This window comes from uncultured Limosilactobacillus sp. (genome assembly GCF_934202235.1).
Lineage (GTDB): Bacteria > Bacillota > Bacilli > Lactobacillales > Lactobacillaceae > Limosilactobacillus.
Map to the genome: position 1 here is coordinate 1 of NZ_CAKPXS010000031.1, position 19,482 is coordinate 19,482.

The 19,482-nt window shown below is 50.1% G+C and carries 16 protein-coding genes and 1 other RNA gene; 2 read left to right on the forward strand and 15 right to left on the reverse strand.

The genetic code is table 11. From position 1 onward, the window contains the following. Positions 1 to 98: 98 nt before the first annotated feature. The 11 genes from hisS to Q0E49_RS05580 all read right to left on the reverse strand — a co-directional run bounded on the left by hisS (position 99) and on the right by Q0E49_RS05580 (position 11,645). Positions 99 to 1,391, reverse strand: a complete 1,293-nt coding sequence (gene hisS, locus Q0E49_RS05530) for a histidine--tRNA ligase (RefSeq protein WP_295746939.1) — start codon at positions 1,389 to 1,391, stop codon at positions 99 to 101. A 385-nt stretch (positions 1,392 to 1,776) separates the two neighbouring features. Next, positions 1,777 to 3,126 (reverse strand): LCP family protein, encoded by a 1,350-nt coding sequence (locus tag Q0E49_RS05535; protein ID WP_295746940.1) that lies wholly within the window; start codon positions 3,124 to 3,126, stop codon positions 1,777 to 1,779. 135 nt (positions 3,127 to 3,261) lie between these two features. Further along, positions 3,262 to 3,549: an acetyl-CoA carboxylase gene (locus tag Q0E49_RS05540; RefSeq protein WP_295746941.1), complete on the reverse strand. Its 288-nt coding sequence runs from the start codon at positions 3,547 to 3,549 to the stop codon at positions 3,262 to 3,264. A 69-nt stretch (positions 3,550 to 3,618) separates the two neighbouring features. Continuing rightward, positions 3,619 to 4,551, reverse strand: a complete 933-nt coding sequence (locus Q0E49_RS05545; RefSeq protein ID WP_295746942.1) for an EamA family transporter — start codon at positions 4,549 to 4,551, stop codon at positions 3,619 to 3,621. Between the two features lie 11 nt (positions 4,552 to 4,562). Continuing rightward, a complete protein-coding gene (locus tag Q0E49_RS05550) occupies positions 4,563 to 4,787 on the reverse strand; it encodes a hypothetical protein (RefSeq protein ID WP_295746943.1) in 225 nt (74 codons plus the stop codon). Beyond that, positions 4,788 to 5,495, reverse strand: coding sequence for an MIP/aquaporin family protein (locus Q0E49_RS05555; protein WP_295746944.1), 708 nt, complete (start codon positions 5,493 to 5,495; stop codon positions 4,788 to 4,790). Positions 5,496 to 5,568: 73 nt separating this feature from the next. Next, a complete protein-coding gene (locus Q0E49_RS05560; RefSeq protein ID WP_295746945.1) occupies positions 5,569 to 6,927 on the reverse strand; it encodes a glucose-6-phosphate isomerase in 1,359 nt (452 codons plus the stop codon). A 138-nt stretch (positions 6,928 to 7,065) separates the two neighbouring features. After that, positions 7,066 to 8,730, reverse strand: a complete 1,665-nt coding sequence (locus tag Q0E49_RS05565) for an FAD-dependent oxidoreductase (protein WP_295746946.1) — start codon at positions 8,728 to 8,730, stop codon at positions 7,066 to 7,068. Positions 8,731 to 8,745: 15 nt separating this feature from the next. Beyond that, the gene (locus tag Q0E49_RS05570; protein WP_295746947.1) at positions 8,746 to 9,309 is read right to left on the reverse strand and encodes a redoxin domain-containing protein; all 564 of its coding nucleotides are present in this window, start codon (positions 9,307 to 9,309) and stop codon (positions 8,746 to 8,748) included. A gap of 150 nt (positions 9,310 to 9,459) precedes the next feature. After that, positions 9,460 to 10,929: a HAMP domain-containing sensor histidine kinase gene (locus Q0E49_RS05575; RefSeq protein WP_295746948.1), complete on the reverse strand. Its 1,470-nt coding sequence runs from the start codon at positions 10,927 to 10,929 to the stop codon at positions 9,460 to 9,462. Beyond that, on the reverse strand, positions 10,926 to 11,645 hold the full coding sequence (locus Q0E49_RS05580) for a response regulator transcription factor (RefSeq protein WP_295746949.1): 720 nt from the start codon (positions 11,643 to 11,645) through the stop codon (positions 10,926 to 10,928). Before Q0E49_RS05580 ends, Q0E49_RS05575 begins: the two co-directional genes overlap by 4 nt. 151 nt (positions 11,646 to 11,796) lie before the next feature. Between Q0E49_RS05580 and ssrA the strand changes: the two genes are divergently transcribed. Beyond that, positions 11,797 to 12,168, forward strand: a transfer-messenger RNA (tmRNA) gene (ssrA, locus tag Q0E49_RS05585). Positions 12,169 to 12,223: 55 nt separating this feature from the next. Here ssrA and Q0E49_RS05590 read toward each other — a convergent pair. Both Q0E49_RS05590 and Q0E49_RS05595 read right to left on the reverse strand, forming a co-directional pair. Then, positions 12,224 to 13,252 (reverse strand): putative sulfate exporter family transporter, encoded by a 1,029-nt coding sequence (locus tag Q0E49_RS05590; RefSeq protein ID WP_295746950.1) that lies wholly within the window; start codon positions 13,250 to 13,252, stop codon positions 12,224 to 12,226. A gap of 111 nt (positions 13,253 to 13,363) precedes the next feature. Beyond that, positions 13,364 to 14,449: a serine hydrolase domain-containing protein gene (locus Q0E49_RS05595; RefSeq protein WP_295746951.1), complete on the reverse strand. Its 1,086-nt coding sequence runs from the start codon at positions 14,447 to 14,449 to the stop codon at positions 13,364 to 13,366. 269 nt (positions 14,450 to 14,718) lie between these two features. Between Q0E49_RS05595 and Q0E49_RS05600 the strand changes: the two genes are divergently transcribed. Continuing rightward, the gene (locus Q0E49_RS05600; RefSeq protein ID WP_295746952.1) at positions 14,719 to 15,438 is read left to right on the forward strand and encodes an alpha/beta hydrolase; all 720 of its coding nucleotides are present in this window, start codon (positions 14,719 to 14,721) and stop codon (positions 15,436 to 15,438) included. 55 nt (positions 15,439 to 15,493) lie between these two features. On the opposite strand, the gene ppsA is transcribed toward Q0E49_RS05600, so the two are convergent. Together ppsA and pnuC are read right to left on the reverse strand one after the other, a co-directional pair. Further along, positions 15,494 to 17,890, reverse strand: a complete 2,397-nt coding sequence (gene ppsA / locus Q0E49_RS05605; protein ID WP_295746953.1) for a phosphoenolpyruvate synthase — start codon at positions 17,888 to 17,890, stop codon at positions 15,494 to 15,496. Between the two features lie 447 nt (positions 17,891 to 18,337). After that, on the reverse strand, positions 18,338 to 19,090 hold the full coding sequence (gene pnuC / locus Q0E49_RS05610; RefSeq protein WP_295746954.1) for a nicotinamide riboside transporter PnuC: 753 nt from the start codon (positions 19,088 to 19,090) through the stop codon (positions 18,338 to 18,340). Between the last annotated feature and the right edge of the window lie 392 nt (positions 19,091 to 19,482).

The window sequence follows — 19,482 nt, forward strand, 5'->3', positions numbered from 1 at the left end:
AATCTTCGTATTGATGCTAATTTTAGCCATAAAAATACCCTCGGAGTTGAATTTCCAACTCTGGGGGTACACGTCAGGATGACCCTTTTACTTATTCATTATTTTAAGTAATCTTGCGGATTGGCCAGGAGGTCGTCGACAGTCACTTCAACCTGTTGACCACTCTGAGTTTGCTTCAACGTCAGCTTGCCGGATTCAATTTCCCGGTCGCCGATAACGGTGAAGTACTTGGCATTCCGCCGGGCCGCTTCCTTAATTTGCGTCCCTAACTTACGCCCTTCATAGTCCTTGTCAACAGCAACGTCCTTGCTACGGAGCTTCGTCATCAACTGAAAGGCATAGTTGCTACCGTCTTCATCAGGCGCCGTCAAGAAGAGGTCCAACCCAGGTTGTGGCGCAAAGTTCGGGTTCTCTTCTTGAAGCAGGAGCAAGAGGCGCTCCACCCCAATCCCAAAGCCAATGCCCCCGTTATCAGGACCGCCGACTTGGGCTAACAAACCATTGTAACGACCGCCACCACAAACCGTCACCCAGTCGCCACCGAAGACCGGCGAATTAGACATGATCTCGAAGATCGTCTGGTTGTAGTAGTCCAACCCCCGCACCATGTCGGGGTCGATTTCGTACTTAATACCCAGTGCGTCAAGCTGCTGCTTAACGGTAGCGAAGTACTGTTGTGAGTAGTCGCTAAGGCAGTCCAGGATCGATGGTGCATTGGCCACAATCTTTTTGTCGGCAGCATCCTTACTATCAAGGACCCGGAGCGGGTTACGGTATAACCGCCGCTTCGAATCATCAGACAGTTGGTCGTAGAACGGCTTCAAGTAGTCGATCAACTGCTGACGGTATGTTTCACGGGTTTCCTTGTCACCGAGACAATTCAGGGTGACCTTGAGCTTGTCCGCTACTCCCAGCCGCTTGAAGAATTCCATCGCCATCGCAATCGTTTCAACATCAACTTGCGGCGATTCGTTGTTGAGGGCTTCGCAACCAATCTGGGTAAATTGTCGTTGCCGACCAGATTGTGGTCGTTCATAACGGAACATTGGGCCCATGTAGTAAACCTTGTACGGCTTAGCGTATTCCGGACCATACAGGCGGTTTTCCACGTAAGCCCGGGCAACCCCGGCAGTACCTTCTGGCCGCAACGCAATGTGCCGTCCACCCTTATCGTCAAAATCATACATTTGCTTTTCCACAATATCCGAGGTCTCCCCCGCACTGCGGTCAAATAACTCCAAATTTTCAAACATCGGCGTCCGAATGCCTTCGTAACCGTAAACCCGGAAAACATCACGCGCCGTCGCTTCAACCTTCTGCCAAGTTTCGATTTCTCCCGGCAGGATGTCTGCCGTCCCCTTTGGTCGTTGGAACTTATTCGTTTTTGCCATCGCTGAAAATACCCCTTTCAAAAGAAAAACTCCCTCCGTCAAATGACGAGAGGGAGATGATTAGTCTCTGTTCCACCCCTGTTCACGACTGCCTCACAACAGCCGCCTCAGTAGGTTTTTCAACCCCGGTGATAACGGAGCCGCTCCGGACCGAATGCATGCACACTCGACCAATTTGCAGGTGTGAATTACTGCTTTTGCCCGGTCTTTCAGCACGTGACCGGTTCTCTGTTTAGCAAGCCGCTTTTTCCTGCGCACTATCTTTTCATATCAACACTTATCCTACTTGATTGGAGGCGAGCTTGTCAACACCAAACCATCCTTCGCCACCAACCAGAAAAGCCCCCTCACCGACTAGTCGGCAAGGAGACTGATGCGAACTAATTTATTCTGCACTGTCCGCGCTCGTCGGTGCTTCCGGAGAGCTTGCCGGCGATTCAGTGGTCGTAGTTGAGGAATGACCCGGTTCGCTACTGGTCGTCCCGGTGCTGCCACTAGTAACCGCATTACTACCGGTGGAACCACCAAAAGTCGATGAACCAGTAGTCAGCGACGAACTAGCGTGGTGACTTGATGATTTCTTACTAGAGCCACCACTACCAGCAACGTTATACTGGGCACCATTTGGCAGTTCAAAGTTGACGTTAGTGACCCCGTCGTAGGTGGTCTGCAGGTTCCACATCCAGGTTTCGTAGTTGTGAACCTTCTTGAACTTCAGGCCGAGGGCGTGACGAATCAGCTTAGAAACGCGGTTGATTTCCTTTGGCGAAGCAATCTGGAATGACGCGCCATCAATCGTCGCGTCCTTACCATGGAAGTGGTAAGTCTTAACATTGTTCATTGCCAAGTGGTAGTTGGCGTAGAGCGTCGCGACATTATCAATTGGCACGTTAGTCTTGACTCCGTCCTTGACTGCATCAAGGATCTTGTTAACTGCCCCGACAGATCCCGAGGACTTCAGCTCGTGAATAACACTAATCATTACTTGCTGTTGCCGCTTTTGCCGTCCGTAGTCGTTATTCGGGTCGTCGTACCGCATCCGTGAATACTTGAGGGCATATTCACCATTAAGGTGCTGCTTACCTTTCGGGAAGTGGTGTCCCTCATAATCAAAGGCAAATGGGTTGTCCACTTCAACCCCGCCAACGGCATTGACCACTTTCTTCAGCACACCCATGTTAATTACCGCATAGTAGTCAATCGGTACGTTCAACAGTTCCGATACCTGCTTGCAGGTTTGCTTTGGTCCGCCAATCGAATAAGCCGCATTAATCTTGACGTAGTCAGGGCCATCATCGGTATTAACCCGGACCAGGGTGTCCCGTGGGATACTGGTCATGGTAATCGTCTGCTTCTTCGGGTTGACCGTCATTAGTTCCAGGGTATCGGTATTACCACCCTTATTCCCCCGGTTCAAGGCACCGACGTCAGTCCCCATCAGCAAGACAGACACTGGTTTGCCAGCCTTCAGTTTCGGATCAATCTTCCCGCTCCCCTGCTTAAAGACTCCCTGGGCGGTGCTGTGAATCTTGTGGTACTCATAACCGCCCGCGCAAATCAACAGCAAGATCAGCGCCAGAACAAAGCGCTTTAGCCACTTACCAGGCCGGTGTGGGTGAAGTTGCGAATTACCGCCCGTTTGCCGGTGGCGACGGTGCTGTTTTCTGGCTACGCTCTCATCAATGTCTCGTTGGAGACGTTCGCGGTATTCTTCCCGCGTTTCATGTTTAGCCATCTTTCAAACCCTCTGTAGTTGTTTTCTTAGCTAGTATGCTCAATGATAATCAAATCAACTCTTCCTAATCTAGCAGAGTCGTCAACATTAGTCAATTACCGATCCGGTCATGTTAGGAAAATCTCAATATTTTGGTTAGCGCTGGTGGGCAAACCCGCGATAAGCAATCGTCATTCCCACCCCTTGTCTAACTAGCCGGACGACTGCTGGTAACGATGTTCTGCTGGCAGCCAGACTATGAAGCGGAACCGATCGTGTGCGGTGACCAGGCCGCTGCCATTCCAAAAACCAGTTGTATTGTTGATTAAAGGTGTCATTGACAATCAGTATCCGGTATCGAACATTTAAGTGGTGGTCAAAGTGGTCATAAATCCGCTTGAGGATTAACTTCGCGGCGGCGCTTGCCGACTCATGATGTGGCATAAAAAACACCTCACCGCTATTATAGCATCAAACACGAACAAGTGTTCGAATCGCGGTGAGGTTGAATGTTTAACTGGGTGACACTCGTTTTTCTTTCGGTTGGTAGTTTAACGCCAAAACGGCAACAATGATCATTACCGAGCCGAGCCAGTCAGCCCCCGTCAAGTGCAGGTGAAAAATAAGGACCGACCCGATCGTTGCCGACAGTGGCTCAAAGGCATCCAGGAAACCGGCCGTTGAAGGCGGAATGTAACGGAGCGCGTTGGTAAAGAGCTGGAAAGGAATCAGCGTCCCCACAATAATGACCGCAGCCATCAGCCACCAGATCTTGCCATTAGCTGGTAATGACGGCTGAGCGGGGTGAACCAGCAGGAGAGCCAGGCCAGAAATCAGCAGGCCCCAGCCGGTAATGACGAGCGAAGAAAAGCCACCACGGACCATCCGTTGGGGAATCAGGGTATTGGTGGCGACCCCGACCGCTGAACATAGCCCCCAGAAGAGAATCCCAGGGGTTAGTGCCAGGTGGTTAAACCGCCCGTGAGTTGCCAGGATAAAGACCCCCGCAAAGGCGACGACGGCCGCAATCATTTCGATCCGTCGCGGCCGTTGGTGACGAAAAAGGGCCACGTAAGCCACAATGAAGAAGGGGCCAATAAACTGCAGGATGGTTGCGATCGACGCGTTCCCCTCCTGGACCACGCGAAAGTAGCAGTACTGTACCGGCAACAGGCCTAAAACACCGTAAGCGGTAATGGTAATGGCATCACGCTTGGTCCGCCAAACACGAAGCGGATCCTTATGGGCCAGTGCCGCCATGATAAGTAGAATAATACCAGAGGTAATCATCCGCACCTGTGAGACCCACATCGGTGTTATTTGCGGACTGATATTAAACAATCCCTTGGCACAAAGCCCCGAAATGCCCCAAAAGGTACAGGAAATAATCCCGATCAATGTCCAAAAGCGCCGCTGCCGACGTTGTTCCTGCGTCACACTCACCATTCCTTCCGTCCTCAGTGATTGAGGTTCTTTTTAATTGCTGAAGTTAGTCCTAACCAGGTACCGATCATCACCATCGTGTAAATCGCACAAAAAATCGTTACCCACTTAATAAACGGTAAGAGGTGCAAACAGGTGATGATTCCCATAACGATTGTCAGGACGAGCCAAATTGCAATCTGCTTGGTTATTTTATCACGTTGTTTTCTTAATTGTTCTGCTTTGAGCTGATTTGCCATTTATTTCACCATCGCTTGTAAACCGACTGCTAATAAACCACCACAAATGGGACCTACCATCGGCACCCAACTATACCACCAGCCAGCACCTGACTTATTCGGTACCGGGATTAAGGTATAAGCCAACCGTGGTCCCCAGTCCCGGGCCGGGTTCAGTGCAAAGCCAGTGGTGGTGCCGAGACCGGCACCGATGGCAAAAATCACTAATCCCACTACGACTGGCTTTAGTCCGGTGGTAAAATCACCGAGGTTGACCAGTACTAGGATAAAAACGAAGGTCGCAATTAATTCACTGATAAAGTTAAACAACCCGTAATTAATCCCCGGCATTGTCGCAAAAATACTGACGTTATTTTCCTCCGGCCTGGTCGTGGCCTTAAAGTGCGGCCAAAACTGGATAATCACCACTACGGAACCCAGGAAAGCGCCCAGGAACTGGCCAGCCAAGTACGGCCCCACTTGGGCGGTGGGAAAAGTGCCAGCAACCGCAAAGGCAATCGTCACTGCGGGATTCAGGTGACCCTGTGACCCCAGTGAACCGGCTACGTAGACCCCCATTGTCACCGCGACGCCCCAGGCAAAGGCAATGTAGAACCAGTCCTTTTGTCCACTACTAAACGTCTTTTTCAGGTTGAGCCCGGCACCAACACCACAACCAATCACAATCAGGATAAAGGTCCCCACCAGCTCGCCAATAAAACCATGCATGATTAAATTCCTCCATTACATAGAAAAGGGGCGTGGCATAGAACCACGGCCCCTTTTGGTTATCGTTGCCTTATTATTGGTTATCCGCCATGGACTTCCACAACTTGTCACCAATCTCTTCGTAACCAGGCTTGCCCAACAGGCCAAACATGTTGACCTTATAAGCTTCCACACCCGGTTGGTTGAACGGGTTAATCCCGTCAAGGTAACCGGAAACGGCAATGGCTACTTCAAAGAAGTAAATCAAATAACCCAGGGTATGCTCAGTTTCATCCGGAATGTGAACCGTCATCACCGGAACACCACCGTCGTTGTGGGCAGCAACGACCGCTTGGTAAGCCTTGGTGTTGGCAAAGTCCATCGTCTTGCCTTCCAGGTACTTCAGCCCGTCGAGGTTGTCTTCGGCACTCGGAATATCAACGTCAAAGTTCGGCTTGTCCAGTTTAACAACGGTTTCCATCAGGTTCCGCCGACCTTCTTGGATGTATTGGCCCAGTGAGTGGAGGTCCGTCGTGAAGTTAGCGCTGGACGGATAAATGCCCTTCTGGTCCTTCCCTTCGGATTCACCGGCCAGCTGCTTCCACCATTCGGCTAACATCCGCATGTTCGGCTCGTAGTTTTCCAGCAGCTCGGTGGTGTAGCCCTTCCGGTATAAGATGTTACGGAAAGCGGCGTACTGGTAAGCCGGGTTCTTGCTTAGATCAGCAGAAACCAGTTCACGTTCAGCATCTGCCGCCCCGGCCATCAGCTGGTCAATGTCAGCACCTGAAGCAGCGATTGGCAGGAGACCAACCGGGCAGAGGACGGAGTAGCGACCACCAACGCCGTCAGGAATCACAAAGCTTTCGTAGCCGTGAGCATCCGCTTCGGTCTTCAGTGCGCCACGGGCCTTGTCAGTAGTGGCGTAAATCCGCTTATTAGCTCCTTCTTCCCCGTACTTCTTAATCAGTAACTGCTTGAAGATCCGGAAAGCAATCGATGGTTCGGTCGTCGTCCCCGACTTGGAAACAATGTTGATTGAAAAGTCCTTATCGCCAATCAGCTGGATCAGGTCGTGAACATAAGTCGAACTCAGTGAGTTCCCGGCGAAGACCACCAGCGGATACTGGCGGTCTTCTGCTGACTGTGCTTCATAGAAGGTATTGTGCAGGAAGTCAACCGCCATCTTAGCGCCCAGGTAGGAGCCACCAATCCCGATTACGACCAGCACGTCTGAATCGGACTGGATCTTCTTGGCGGCCTTCTTAATCCGTGCAAATTCTTCTTTATCATACTGGGTCGGCAAATGCAGCCAGTCAAGGAAGTCGGCACCGGCCCCCGTCCCGTTGCGTAACTCGCTGTCCGCGGCAGTTACCATTGCCTGCATCTCACCTAATTCATTAGCGTGCACAAACTTCTTCAATGCACTACTATCAAACGAAACCTTTCCCATCTTTACCGGATCCTTTCCGTGAATTGTCTAGAAATATTCTCTTCAATAATAATGTAAACGTTATCGATATGCAATAGTCAGCCTACCATGATAAAGAAAAGACGGGCGCCACAATAGCGTCCGTCCTTGTAAAGCTAATTAATGTTGTCCCGCTTGTTCTGCGGCAGCGACTAATTGTTCCATCGTCTGGCTGCCAAAGATCACCGGCCCATCGTTCATGATCGTCGCCGGAACACTCATGATCTTGCGCTGTTCGCGCAGGTCAGGGAATTCGCCGAGATCAATCATCGTTGCCGACACTTGCGGGTTGAGCGAGGCAATCCGTTGACAAGCCGCCACGACGTCGGGGCAGAAGTGGCAAGTCAATGAAACCCCAATTTGGATCTCAACCCGTGGTAGTTTGGTAATGCGCTCCCGCAGCTCTGTTGGCACATCCTGACCTGGACCACCAACATTGTAAATTCCCAGGACTAGCGAACTCATTTCGTGGCCACTTGGAATTCCCGCATAATGGAGACCGGTATCCTGGCCGTCAACCAGCAGTCGCAACTGTGGCAGCAACACGTCGTCACTCGTGATTTCGTGACGTTCAACCGTTAATAGGTCGCTATACTGGGCGACTTCATTGACAAAGCTGTCCAGTTCCTGGCTGTGCTGGGTGTGGTTTTCCAACAGTTGCAAGGTAACCGGCTTGGTCAAGCGGCCAAAGACCGCCTTCAGCTGGGCAACAATATCGGCCGTCAGCCACTTGCCGCTGTGGGGCTGAGCCGGTTGTTGATCGGCTGCAACCTGCGAAGTCTGTCCTACTGGTTGAGCGGACCGTTTGACTTCCCGGTGAATTGGAATCCCCAACCGTTCTTTCTGGGCCGTAATGTACTTTTCTGCTGCCGTGGCCGCCGTTGCCCCGTCAGCCGCGGCGGTAACAATCTGCCGCAGATCCTTCACAATCACGTCGCCAGCCGCGTAAACCCCGGGAACGTTCGTCTTACCGTCAGCATCAGTCTTGAGGTAACCACGGTCATCCATCGCTAGCAGACCAGCAAATGGCTTGGTTGCCGGCTTGGTGCCCACGTAGACGAAGATCCCAAAGGTTCGGTCACCGTCATCGACGTGGTAGACCTTTTCCTTGCCCGTCTGGTTATTGACCAGGGTGGCAGTTGTCAGGTAATCATCCCCGTCAACGGCCTTCACCTCGGTATGGTATTGCACCGACACCTTTGGATTGTTCAGTGCCTTAGCAGCAACCAATGGCGGACAGTGGAACTTGTCGGCCCGCACCAGGACAGTCACGTGCTTGGCAAAGCGGGTCAGGTAGTCTGCCTCCTCGGCAGCAGCGTAACCGCCACCGACGACAAAGACTTGCAGGCCGGTAAACAGTTCGCCATCGCAAGTTGAACAGTAGGCCACCCCGCGACCGCGGAACTCATCTTCGCCGGTAAAACCGACTTTTCGCGGTGAGGCACCGGTGGCGATGATGACTGCCCGGGCGTAGTACTCCTTGCCCGATTGGCCGGTAATCGTCTTCACATCGCCATTAAAGTCAAACTTCACTGCCTGGTCATGGGCAATTTCCACTCCCAGTGCGGCGACTTGTTCTTGCCACTGGTTCATCAGCTGGGTCCCGTCAACGTTGGCCACCGCTGGGTAGTTAGCAACGATGGATGTGGTGGTTACCTGGCCGCCGACGTTCTCTCCCTCGAGAATCAGGGTATCCATCGTGGCCCGACCGGCATATAGTCCGGCTGTCAGCCCGGCTGGACCAGCGCCGATCACCACGAGGTCGTAAATATGTTGATCACTCATTATGGTCACCCACGATTAAAGCTTGCCGACAAGGTCGAGGCTTGGCTTAATCGTTTCTTCACCCGGTTTCCAGTTAGCTGGGCAAACCTGGTCGCCGTGTTCACGAACAAACTTAGCAGCCTGCAGTGTCCGCAGAATTTCATCCGCACTACGGCCAACACTCATGTTGTTGATCGTGTAGGATTGAACCTTGCCATCAGGGTCAACGATGAAGACCGCCCGGAAGGCATCACCTGATGGTTCGTCTAACACGTCAAACTGCCGTGCCAGCTTACCGGCCCGGTCAGCTAGCATTGGGTACTTGATCTTGGCAATCTTTTCTGATGCTTCAGCCCATGCCTGGTGAACATATTCCGTATCTTCTGAACAGGAGTAGATTTCAGCATCTTCCTGCTTAAATTGTGCATAGTTGTCTTGAAGTGCTTCTAGTTCGGTTGGACAAACGAAAGTAAAGTCTTCTGGGTAGAAGAAGATGATGCTCCAGTGGCCCAGCAAGTCCTTCTTGCTAATTTCTTTGATTTCGCCATCCTGGTAAGCTGGCAGCGTAAAGTCATCAATTTCGTGGTTAATGTAATTCATATTGTTCCATCCTTTCTTAGAACCATTCTTGACTACAATTAAAGTATAACAACTCCTAACTAAAAAGCAAGCCCCTACCCAAAAAGAACATACTAAAAACCGCCCATCACTTGCGCAACGTAAATAATGGACGTCTTCTTTAAAGTTATTTTAATCTTGTGACTTTGTACCATTATTGGCGGGAGCATAATCCCGGTCAGGAAAGTAGATGGTAAATTGAGAACCAACACCGTGCTTGCTGTCGACCGTGATTTTGCCACCGTGGAGGTCTACCAGCTGTTTGACAATGGAAAGGCCAATCCCGGACTCCCCATACTGGGTGTTCATCCGTGAGCGGTCAGCCTTGTAGAAGCGATCCCAGATGTGGTCAACCTGTTCCTTAGTCATGCCAATCCCGGTATCCGTCACGCTAAACGTGGCGCCGTGGGGCTCCCGACTAGCGGCCAGGGTCACCGTTCCCTGGTCGGTAAACTGGATAGCGTTTTGAATAATGTTAAACATGATCTGCACGAAGCGGTCATAGTCAGCGTAAACACGGACCAGCTTCGGCGCATCAACCTTAATAACGTCACCGCTAGCAGCCGCCTTCTCCTTAAGCTGGTCAGCCAGGTTATGCAACTCCTCGGTACCGTTAAAGATTGTCCGCCGCAGGGTTAACTGGTTTGTCCGCAGCTTCTCTGAATCCAGGGTGTTATTGACCAGCCGGATTAACCGCTGGGTGTCGGCCTGCATGAGCTGGATACTGTGCTTTTTGTCCTCTTCCGGAATCGCATCGTAAGCCAGCCCTTCCAGCAGCCCATTAATCGTCGTCAGCGGGGTTCGCATCTCATGGGCGGCATCAGCCATAAACTTCTGCTGCCGCTCCTGTTGACGGGCAATTTCTTCCTGTGACGCCTGGAGGGAATCAGCCATCTTATTGAAATCACGGCCCAGGTCGTCTAGTTCGTCTGAACTCGGCGTCTGTAGGTGGATATCGTAGTCCCCACGGGCAATCTGGGTGGCCGCCTTCTGCATCTTTTTAATCCGCTTGGTCATCTGCCTGGACAGGATATACGACATGACCAGCGTTACCGCCGCCGCTAGCGCAATACACTTCAGCATGTTGATTAGGATCTGCTGGCGGTTCTGATTGATCGTCGAAACAAAGGTCCCCGTTGCCACCACCGCAATCAGCTTATTCTGATAAATATAGGGACGGATTACCTCCGTCATTTGGCGGCTACTATTATCGTGGCGAAACGGCGCGGCATCCAGCCGTTTATGGATAGTCTTACCACGCTTAACAGTCGCCCAGTCGTCCTTGGTTAACGATGGCCGAAAACCATTGGAAGAGAAAGAAACCTTTTTTGCCGGGGTATAGATCGTAAAGTGCACGTTCTGCCGCGACAGTAACTGGGCATTAGCGTTCAACGTTTGCATTTTTAGGCCCTTGAGTTCTTGGTTGCTGAAGTCGTACTGGACCGCATCCATCATTAAGGTATCAGAGTCAGTTGTTAACTGGTCCCACGTCTGGTGATAGAGAGTCGTGTTGGTCACCTGAATGTAAGTGGCGGTTAAAATGACCATCAGCGTGCAAATGACCAGGAAGAAACTCAGCATTTGCCGGTAGACGAGTTTCATTTGCTGCTAACCCCGGAATCATCAAACTTATAGCCAACGCCCCACACCGTTTGGATCACCTGGGGGCCCGCTACTTCAACCTTTTGCCGCAGCTTTTTGATATGAGCGTCCACTGTCCGCTCATCCCCCAAGTATTCGTAGTCCCAAACTAGTTGAAGCAATTGAGCACGGGTAAACACCTGCCGGGGCTTGGAAGCCAAGGTTTTCAGCAGGTCGAATTCCTTCGGGGTCAGATCACTGATTGGCTGGTCATCTAAGTAGACCTCGCGGGTCTTGGTATTCATCTTAAAGTGATCCGTTGTGATGTCAAAACTGGGCGTTTCATTACTAGTGGTCGTCGGTGCGCCCATTTGTGCCCGGCGGTGCAAGGCCTTCATCCGTGCCACTAACGTTAGCGGTGAGAAGGGTTTGGTGACATATTCGTCCGCCCCAATCTCTAAGCCGAGGACCTGATCACTTTCACTATCACGTGCCGTCAGAATGATTAGTGGAACCGTTGGTGACTGCTCCCGAATCTTTGCTGCCACCTGCATTCCGTCTACTTTGGGCAAATTCAGGTCGAGGGTAATAATATCCCAACCATTGGGGTTATCCTTAAACATGTCCAGTGCTTCCTGCCCATCATAGGCAAAATCGACGTGCCATTTTTCTTTTTTAAAGAACATTGACATCATTTCGCAAACTGATTGGTTATCTTCAATCATTAAGACTTTCATTTCAACGGCACTCCTTAAATGTTAGTTTCCTTATCACCTATTATACGCACTTGTTCTGTCAAAATGGTATAGATGATTATTTTTTACCGGAAATTGTAAGCATTTTAGTTGTCGACTTAATCGAAAACTGCTATGCTGATATAGTCCATACGGGGATGTTTTATGGATTCGACGGGTATTGTTTGAGTCCTGACTGCGTTTGAAGGTGGCGCTTGTTAAAACGCTCAGTTTTCTAATTATAACTGCAAACAATAATAATTACTCTTACGCTGTCGCTGCCTAACAAGTAGCGCGTGTAGATCCGTCCGGGTTCGTCCATGATGCGGTCACGGGTTTTATAAGTAGTGGACTGACGCTAATTGCTCACGCTTGAAGCAGTTAGAAGAGATCATCAAGCTAGTCGGTCATGGTTGCCTTGGTTAGCGGCGTTTTGGTCGGTGAAATTTAAGTAGTTAGCCTATGAACGTAGAGGTCAAGATGGCAAGATATTCGGACAGGGGTTCGACTCCCCTCATCTCCATCAAAAAAGGGCGGCAAACGTTGATTATTCAACGCTTGTCGCCCTTTCTTTTACCATCTTAAAAGAACCATTTCGCCATCATCACCATATAGGTCAGCAGGCAGGCAGAACTAATCGTGGCCGCGCCAAAAACGGCCCCGCCGCGCTGGAAAATCACGCGGAAATTAACGGAAATGCCAAGCGCTGCCATTGCCATCCCCAAAAAGATGTAGGCAGCTTGGACAAAGCTGTCTAACACGACTGCAGATAATGGGAGGAAAGTTCCCAGCACACTCGTCAAGATAAAGCCAGCCAAAAACCACGGAATCGGCAGCTTTTTGGGTGTTGGCTGGTGTTGGGCAACGCTGCGCCGCACAAACTTGCGCTGGTACCAGTACCCGATGATCAGTGCCACTGGCGCCAACAGCAGAACACGTGATAATTTCATAATCAACGCATTATCCAGGCTGCTTTCACCGAATGCCCCACCAGCTGCCACCGCGTGAGCAATTTCGTGAAGAGAGCCGCCGGCCACGATCCCGAACTGTGGAGCTGATAAGCCCAAAACTGGTTTCAAGCCAATTTCTAATAAGGTAAAGACCGTTCCCATCACGCAAACGACAGCGACCGCCAGCACTTCATTCTCCCGCTTACGTTCTTCGTCATTCGTCTCGATTTGGGGTGAAACACCCATGACCGCGGCGGCCCCACAAATCCCGCAACCGCAAGCGGTCAGAGTCGCGAGTTCGTCTTCGGCGCCGAATTTTTTACTCAACCAGTAAGTCAGGCAAATCGTTCCGGCCACCCCGATGATGGCCACTAAAATGGTTTTCACCCCTGCCCGAGCTAGGGTCACGAGGTTCAACCGGAACCCCAGCAGGATAATTCCCAGGCGCAGGAACTTGTTAGAAATAAAGGCCATTCCCGGCTGAGCAGTTTGGCGAACTTGCTGCGGAAATACCTGCATCGCAATTCCAAGTAACAGGGCCAACACCAACGCCCCAATCAAGTTGACATAGGGTAGTTTAGCTAACAACACACCGGCAACTGAACATGCTAGTGTCATACCGGTAGCCAGCCAAAAACTCTTCGTTTTAAAAATCGACATTTCTCTTCCTCCCTTAAACAAACACCTTTTTAATGTACCAAAAAGGGCGGGAGAAACCAAGATGAGAAATGACAAAAGCACCCGCTCAGTTGTCGCTGAACGAGTAATTTCCTATTGTTGGTTGTAAATGCGGTTAATTTTGGCAGCCAGGTCGCGGCACTTTTGTAGACTGATGTTATTGCTAAAAACCACAAAAGTGTGGCGGTTGGCTAAATTGGTATAGACGGTACAAGTGTAACCATCGGTAAACCCATTGGCGTGCAATTCATCCGGTTTCAGATAAAAGCCGTTGTAATAAGCCGGCTCTGTTTTCACGTGGTGCGTGGCCTTGCGGTACTGGTTGCGGATACTCGGTCGGTCCAGAATAGCGCGGTGAATGAACTGCCAATAGCCCAGCGGCGTTGTCATGATTTGCCCAGCACCATATTCCGCCGACATTTCCCGTTCCAAGTACCGCCAGCTGTTGCTTTCATGAGGGTCTAAGATAAAGGTTTCCTTCACCAGGACTGGCGTCACGTCCTGGTTGCTCTTTAACTGTTCGAAAAACTTCATCCCGCTAATGTGGTTGGCTTTAATAATATGGTCTTCCACGTACCGGTGATAACTCTGGTGCGTGACCTTGCTGATCATGATCGCAATCAAGCCATAATTCACGTTAGCGTAAAACCAGACGCCGGGATCGCGATTAACCACCCGGTAATTGTGTTCAGTAAAGCGGACATTACCGGCAGTCGTCTTAATGGGGGCCGGAGCAATGTTATGAGCATCCGCCAACCCACTGGTATGCGTCAGCAAGCGAAAAACAGTAATCCGGTCACTATTATCAACCTGGGGAAGAAACTTGGCTAATTTCGTCTTGGGTGACAAGGTTCCCTTGTTAAACTGCTGCTGGAGCGCCACGCCGGTAATTCCCTTTTCTAAGGAAGCAATGGGGAACAGTCGGTAGACGCTAATTGGCTTAGCCTTACCGTCTTTGGTGTCAACATGGTTGCTGATCACGGTGGGGTCATTAGCTGAGTCCCCGATAAGGACGGTGGCATTAGCGCTCCGATTCTTCAACTCCTGAGCAATCTCATCTCTTTGTTGTCGACTGATCGAGTGCTGACTAGCCACTATCGGCGCAGGGATCAGCGTAAGCAAGAGGGTCATCAGCAGGGCCGTCGCGCCCCACCGGAGAAAATGTTGTTTGACTTTCAAAATAGCTCCTCTTTTCTAAAACAAGCTTAAAATAATTCCTCTCAACTACCATGGTAATATATTGTAACCGGTTTCTCAAATATAAATGTTAGCTATCGATAATTAATTTATTTACTCAAAGTCACAGTAGCTAGTGTCCATTGAAAACGTCGCATTTAAACGCAATAATTTCGTTCAAGGAAGCAATTACTGAGCCAAATTGATGCAGATCACTTGTTTATTCCCCGGGAAAAAGTAACAATAATAAAAAAGAAAAGAGGTCTGCTTTGATGGAGATTACCACCGTCCCCCTACACCAGCCATTCTCATCATTAGATATTTACCACAGCAATAGCGACCGCCCACTGCCTGGATTAGTGATTCTTCCAGGTGGTAGTTATAATCGCGTTAGTGAACGGGATTCAGAGCGGGTAGCAATCACCTTTGCCAGTCACGCCATGCAAACATTTGTTGTTCGGTACCCGGTAGTGGAACATAAAAACTACCACGACGCGAAGCAGGCTGTCTGCCAGGCCTTTGACTACCTTGTTCAACACGCTTCCGAATTAGACCTCGCAGCGGATAAGTTAGGGATCATTGGTTTTTCCGCGGGTGGACAGTTAGCAGCGGCCTATAGTAACTCGCCGACAACCAACGCCCGCTTCGCTGCCCTCGGTTACCCGGTAATTACGACTGCGCTCGACCAACATATGGGTGTCCAAACTGAAGACGTCAGTCAGTTAGTCAGCTCTACAACCCCGCCGACCTTTATTTGGGGTTCTAATAAGGATCAGCTGACGCCATTTGCTGACCATATTTGGCCGTATGTGCAGGCCCTCAACAATAAGCACGTGCCGTTTGAGTTTCACCAATTTGCCACCGGTGGCCACGGGATGGCGCTCGCTAACAAATATACTGCCATCGTCAACCGTCAGCGGGAGGATCCCCACATGGCACTATGGTTACCGTTACTGCTAGACTGGCTTCATCAATTAAACATCTTGGGATAAAAAATGCTCTGACTAGCAAAACTGCTAATCAGAGCTTTCTTTAACTATTCAGATATTACCAGCTGTAGTCATCGGTATTTTTCAGGCCACGACCAGTTGCTTTGTCCAGCAGGATCCGTTGCTCAAAGTGGGCAACGTTCCGCTTGGTTTGCTTAACCATGTCCGGGTTGACGGAAATGGCATCGATCCCACTCTGAATTAGGAACTGGGCAAATTCTGGGTGAGTCGATGGTGCCTGCCCACAGATGGAGACTGTTCGCCCATCCTTGTGAGCGGCTTTGATCAGGTGACGGATAGCCCGTTTAACTGCCAGGTCCCGTTCGTCAAACAGTGAGGCCACCGTGTCGTTGTTCCGGTCACAACCAAGAATCAGCATTGCCAAGTCGTTACTGCCGATGGAGTAGCCGTCGACAAATCGGTTGAACTTGTCGGCACAGATAATGTTTGACGGGATTTCCGCCATCATCAGCACCTTGAAGTCGTCGCTCCGGTACAGTCCCTCTTCGTGCATGATATCAGTGATCCGCTGGGCTTCACTAACCCGCCGCACAAACGGAATCATGACGTTGAGGTTCTTTAAGCCGAACTCATTGCGGACCTTCTTGACAGCCTTCAGTTCCAACTTAAAGGCCTCGATGTACTTCGGGTCGTAATAGCGGGAAGCACCACGCCAGCCTAGTAGGTCGGATGGTTCGTGCGGTTCGTACTTGTCCCCACCCTTCAGGTTACGATACTCGCTAGACTTGAAGTCAGAGAAACGCAGGACGACTGGCCGCGGACTCATCGCCCGACAAACAGTGCTGATCCCGTCCGCCAGCTCGTTGACGACCTTCTCCGGGTGACCCGTTTCAATGAGGTAAAGCGGGTGTTCGTGAATGTAAGTCGTCCACAAGAATTCTTCACGCATTAGCCCGATTCCGTCGGCTGGCAGGCTCGCGTACTTGTCAGCTAGCTCTGGGTCACCCAGGTTCATCAAGACCTTGGTGCCAGTTGGTGCGAATTGTTCCGCGGCAACCACGGCCCCGTCAGCTGCCGTTGCCTGCTTAATCGGCTTAACAATTGACTCGACGTTACCCTTGTAGACAACCCCGTTTTTGGCGTCGACCGTTACCTCATCGCCGGTCTTGAAGGTGTCCATGGCAGCCTTCCCCTTACTCTTGGTCCCAACGATACACGGGATCTGCATTTCCCGGGAAACGATGGCGGCGTGACAGGTCATCCCCCCGTTGTTGGTGATAATGGCCGCCGCCTTCTTCATTGCTGGCACCCAGTCAGGTGAGGTTTGAACCGTTACCAGAACTTCACCCTGTTTAAACTCATCGATGTCCTTGGGGCTGGCAATCACGTGAACCTTGCCGGCGCCAAAGCCGGGACTAGCCGGCAAACCACGAACCAATACCTCTGCCTTTGTTGCGTTACCCAATGCTTCTGCCCCTTCTTCCGATTTGTGCTGCTTGTTACGACGTGACCAGACTGTTTCTGGGCGGGCCTGAACAATCCATAACTTGTTGGTATTCTTGTCCAGGGCAAACTCCATGTCCATGTAGCAGCCGTAGTGTTGTTCAATCTTTTTGGCATAACCGGCTAGTTCCTTAACCTGGTCGTCGGTTAAGACCTGCTTATCAGCCAGGTCTGCCGGTACTGGTTTTTCAATTGTCCCGCCATCGCCCTGGCGCTCCAGCATAATTGGCTTATTAACGATGTTACGGTCAACAATCTTAAGGGTCTTCTTGTCAATCACAAAGTGGTCAGGAGTAACCTTGCCTAAAACAATGTATTCGCCCAACCCATAGATCGTGTCCAGCACGATTTGCTGGTCGTTACCATCGGCGACGTTGACCGAGAACATAATCCCGGAAGCCTTAGAGAAGACCATCATCTGGATGGCCGCAGATAATGCAACCTTATCAGTCGGGAAGTTCTGTTTATGACGGTAATAAGTTGCCCGGTCGGTAAATAATGAAGCGTAGCATTCCTGCACGCGGTTAACCACGTCGTCAGCACCACGAATATTCAAGTATGATTCCTGTTGACCAGCAAACGAGGCGTCTGGCAAGTCTTCAGCAGTGGCACTAGAACGAATGGCGACAAACGGATCTTTCTGCCCCATCTTGTCGGCTAGTTGGGCATAGGCCATTTTGATATCGCGTTCAATATCGTCTGGCATTTCCGCATCAACAATTGTCTGGCGGATTTTGGCACAGGTAGTATGAAGTTCGTCGGAATCTTCATAATCCTTAATGCCGGCGAGCAATGCGTCCACCTGGTCCTTAACCCCACTCTTGTCCATAAATTCGCGGTAAGCGCGGGCCGTCGTGGCAAAACCATACGGAACTGGCACATCCATTGAGGAAGTCATCTCGCCCAGCGATGACGACTTGCCCCCAACGAGATTTACATCCTTGCGGTGAAGCTCGTCAAACCAGAGAACATTTGCTTGTTGTCTATCCATAAATACTTCTCCTCTCACACCTTGTGAAAATGGCGAAATCGTTTTCATTGGTATATATTTAGTTTAAGACCATTTAGTCATTAACGTCAATAACCAATGTATTAGTATAATTTAATAAATGAATATAATGATGCTAACAGCTAGGTAAAATGTTTTATGCTATTTTTCATAAATGAATTATAATAAGATATTTTGCCAAACCATTTTTCAACACTATATATACCAATTTTAACGAATATTTAGTTGGTGTATCGATTTTATTTTGCCAATTCCTTGGTGCTAGCGCTTTCATTAGTCACTCAAGGAAAACATTTCCAGTCACTCCGCTTTTTTTCGTCAAACAAAAAAATGGGTACCTTGGCACCCGTTAACTCTGACTGAACTGATTGCTTCAAAAAAGGCCACTCACCATGAGTATGGCAAGTAACCTTCCCTTAATCCAAATTCTTAAATTTCCTGCAAGCCATCATGACGACGTCCCCGGTTAAACCATGGGGAAACGGTGAAGGCCAGAATATCGTTAGCCACGTAAATCAGGCTATTAACTGCCATTGCCAGCGTGGCATCCCCCTGTGCGTAAGTAACTCCCCAGAGGATTAACTGGAAAATCCCGGAAGCCAACCACCAGTAGAACTGGTTATTATAGCGCATGAAGCACATAATTCCGGCAGTCAAACTGATTGAGAAACTAATGGCATCAATCCACGGCCGCGGGTCATTCGTCAAGTGACCAATTAAGTAACCGGAGACAACGTAGACCAGCAGAGTTCCCACAATCGCGACCAGCCACTCCTTGCCACCAAATTTCCGGAGGTGGTTCTTGGTGTCGTCGTTCCAGGAGTTGACTGCCAAAATCACTGGCAAGTCCAGCGTCGCAATATAGGCCAGTTGCTCAAAAATTGACAAGTAGTTCTTGGCCGACCAGCCGGCATAGATGAAACAAGCCGCAGAAATCAAGCCAAGCCAACCGTTAATCGCCTTGGTGGCGTTAATTGCCAGTACACAGAGGGTTCCCAGCAGGGTCCCAATGAAGGTTATGATCGTCACAGTCGTCAACTTATTTTGAATTAACAGTGCCAGTTGGAAGCCAAAGGCGAAGAACCAGAGCATGTAATTCTGGATGGGCCAGCCCTTCAGCTGGTTAAACAGCCACTTAAAATACTCTACTGGCGTACGAAAATGAAACTTTTGGTTTGTCATACATCTATCTCCCTTATCTTTTAGGTCGGCCGTGTGCCCCACGGCCGCCTTGTCCGCTGGTGTAGACCAGCATCTTAAAACAAACGCTGACTATTATAGCAAAAGATTGCTTCGTCAAAAGGGATGACCACTCATCAAATCTTAATGATAGTGATTTCATTTCCGCATTGGCAGTTAACCAAATAATAATACTTATTGTGGACTAATGATTTTTTCGTCATGTGACTGAGGCGTGGAAAAAGACTTCTCACTGTTTTCCCGTTATGATAGTAGTAAGTAATCCATGGAGGTAAAAAGATGTTTAGCCATTACACCGGGGCTGTGACATAAGTACCTCATAAAGAATGGAGCTCGATGAAATCTTCGGATTTCATTGAGCTCCATTTTCCTTT

Bases quoted from the DNA above. Each gene is read 5' to 3' on its own strand.
- Q0E49_RS05555 (WP_295746944.1), bottom strand. From the start codon at position 5,495: ATGCATGGTTTTATTGGCGAGCTGGTGGGGACCTTTATCCTGATTGTG.
- Q0E49_RS05540 (WP_295746941.1), bottom strand. From the start codon at position 3,549: ATGCCACATCATGAGTCGGCAAGCGCCGCCGCGAAGTTAATCCTCAAG.
- Q0E49_RS05575 (WP_295746948.1), bottom strand. From the start codon at position 10,929: ATGAAACTCGTCTACCGGCAAATGCTGAGTTTCTTCCTGGTCATTTGC.
- Q0E49_RS05535 (WP_295746940.1), bottom strand. From the start codon at position 3,126: ATGGCTAAACATGAAACGCGGGAAGAATACCGCGAACGTCTCCAACGA.
- Q0E49_RS05600 (WP_295746952.1), top strand. From the start codon at position 14,719: ATGGAGATTACCACCGTCCCCCTACACCAGCCATTCTCATCATTAGAT.
- Q0E49_RS05570 (WP_295746947.1), bottom strand. From the start codon at position 9,309: ATGAATTACATTAACCACGAAATTGATGACTTTACGCTGCCAGCTTAC.
- Q0E49_RS05545 (WP_295746942.1), bottom strand. From the start codon at position 4,551: ATGGTGAGTGTGACGCAGGAACAACGTCGGCAGCGGCGCTTTTGGACA.
- Q0E49_RS05580 (WP_295746949.1), bottom strand. From the start codon at position 11,645: ATGAAAGTCTTAATGATTGAAGATAACCAATCAGTTTGCGAAATGATG.
- Q0E49_RS05565 (WP_295746946.1), bottom strand. From the start codon at position 8,730: ATGAGTGATCAACATATTTACGACCTCGTGGTGATCGGCGCTGGTCCA.
- Q0E49_RS05590 (WP_295746950.1), bottom strand. From the start codon at position 13,252: ATGTCGATTTTTAAAACGAAGAGTTTTTGGCTGGCTACCGGTATGACA.
- ppsA (WP_295746953.1), bottom strand. From the start codon at position 17,890: ATGGATAGACAACAAGCAAATGTTCTCTGGTTTGACGAGCTTCACCGC.
- pnuC (WP_295746954.1), bottom strand. From the start codon at position 19,090: ATGACAAACCAAAAGTTTCATTTTCGTACGCCAGTAGAGTATTTTAAG.
- Q0E49_RS05550 (WP_295746943.1), bottom strand. From the start codon at position 4,787: ATGGCAAATCAGCTCAAAGCAGAACAATTAAGAAAACAACGTGATAAA.
- hisS (WP_295746939.1), bottom strand. From the start codon at position 1,391: ATGGCAAAAACGAATAAGTTCCAACGACCAAAGGGGACGGCAGACATC.
- Q0E49_RS05560 (WP_295746945.1), bottom strand. From the start codon at position 6,927: ATGGGAAAGGTTTCGTTTGATAGTAGTGCATTGAAGAAGTTTGTGCAC.